The 1262-nt window shown below is 70.4% G+C and carries 2 protein-coding genes; both read left to right on the top strand.

Annotation, left to right across the window (positions count from 1 at the left end; genetic code table 11):
* Positions 1-1128: D-alanyl-D-alanine carboxypeptidase family protein (locus HMPREF0731_RS20035; RefSeq protein WP_007006041.1), on the top strand; the 1128-nt coding region annotated here is incomplete at its 5' end.
* Position 1129: 1 nt separating this feature from the next.
* The coding region (locus tag HMPREF0731_RS20040; RefSeq protein ID WP_007006042.1) for a dTMP kinase at positions 1130-1262 on the top strand (133 nt) is incomplete at its 3' end.

Consider the following 1262-nt stretch of genomic DNA (forward strand, 5'->3'; position numbering starts at 1 on the left):
CAGCGCCGCCCCGCCGGCCGCGCCGCCACCCCCGCCGTGCCGACCAGCCCGGCCAGCACGCCGCTCGGTCCGCTCGACACCAGCGCCCGCCAGGCGCTGCTGATGGATGCCGATACCGGCGCCGTGCTGCTCGAGAAGAGCGCCGATGAGCGGATGCCGCCCTCCTCGATGTCGAAGCTGATGACGATGTATGTCGTCTTCGACCTGCTGAAGCAGGGCCGGCTGCGGCTCGACCAGACCCTGCCGGTGAGCGAGCGCGCCTGGCGCATGGGCGGCTCGAAGATGTTCGTCGAGCTGGGCAGTGCCGTCTCGGTCGAGAATCTGGCGCGCGGCGTCATCATCCAGTCCGGCAATGATGCCTGCATCGTGCTGGCCGAGGGGATCAGCGGCAGCGAGCAGCAATTCGCCGAGCTGCTGAACGAATATGCCCGCAAGCTCGGGCTGAACGACAGCACCTTCCGCAACGCCACGGGCTGGCCCGACCCCGAGCACCGCATGACGGCGCGCGATCTGGCGACGCTGGCGCGGCACCTGATCAACGACTTCCCGCAATATTTCGCCTTCTACAGCGAGCGTTCCTTCCAGTGGAACGGCATCAACCAGGAGAACCGCAACCCGCTGCTCGGCCGCGTGCCCGGCGCGGACGGGCTGAAGACCGGCCATACCGAGGATGCCGGCTATGGCCTCACCGGCACGGTCAAGCGCGGCGACCGCCGGCTGATCCTGGTGGTGAACGGCCTGACCTCGATGCGCGCGCGCGGCGAGGAATCCGAGCGGCTGATGGAATGGGGTTTCCGCGAATTCGAGAATGTCGTGCTGTTCCGCGCCGCCGACACGGTGGAGGCCGCCCCGGTCTATCTGGGCGAGCAATCCACCGTGCCGCTGGTCGGCGGCAAGGACATGGTGCTGACCCTGCCGCGCCAGTGGCGCCGCAACCTGACGGTGAAGCTGCGCTACAACGGCCCGATCCCGGCGCCGATTGCCAAGGGGCAGGAGGTCGGGCAGCTCGACGTCTCCGGCCAGGGCGTGCCGCCCATGGTGCTGCCGCTCTACGCGGGGGCCGATGTGCCGAAGCTCGGGCTGATCCCGCGCATCCCGGCGGTGATCGCCCGCATGGTGTCCGGCTGAGGTGAGCGGCGGGCAAGGCACGCAGGGCCGCTTCATCACGCTGGAGGGGGGGGAAGGGGCCGGCAAGACCACGCTGGCCCGGGCCCTCTCGTCGCGCCTGGCCGCCGCCGGCCTGCCGGTGCTGCGCACCCGCG

Source organism: Pseudoroseomonas cervicalis ATCC 49957 (assembly GCF_000164635.1).
In the GTDB taxonomy this organism is placed as follows: Bacteria; Pseudomonadota; Alphaproteobacteria; order Acetobacterales; family Acetobacteraceae; genus Pseudoroseomonas; species Pseudoroseomonas cervicalis.